Raw genomic sequence first — 320 nt, 5'->3', positions numbered from 1 at the left:
ACCTGGGCCGCGATCTTCCCGGGCGCGTGCGGTGGACGATCCACGGCGGCGTCGTGACGGTCGACGACGGACACCTCGTGCAGGAGCTGGTATGACCCGTGAAGGGGCAGTGCTGATCACGATCGCCGTCGCGCTCGTGATCCTCGCCGCGATGTTCTTCGCCTGGCGACGACGCATCAGCCGGGACTCCGCGCTGACCGCGCCCCTCGGAGTCCCGGAGCACGCTGACGTGATCGATCGCCACGAAGTCCTGTACGTCGCGACGACCGTCCACGACCAGCCCCTGGAGCGCATCGCGATGAAGGCGCTGACGTACCGCG

1 protein-coding gene is annotated in these 320 nt (G+C 68.8%); it reads left to right on the top strand.

Translation table 11 applies throughout. From position 1 onward, the window contains the following. Nucleotides 1–91: 91 nt before the first annotated feature. The coding region (locus KI686_RS16165) for a hypothetical protein (RefSeq protein ID WP_237590353.1) at nucleotides 92–320 on the top strand (229 nt) is incomplete at its 3' end.

The organism is Polaribacter sargassicola (assembly GCF_021991835.1).
Classification (GTDB): domain Bacteria; phylum Bacteroidota; class Bacteroidia; order Flavobacteriales; family Flavobacteriaceae; genus Polaribacter; species Polaribacter sargassicola.
The sequence above is the reverse complement of the archived record's forward strand: the minus strand, read 5'-3'. Positions and strand labels throughout refer to the sequence as shown.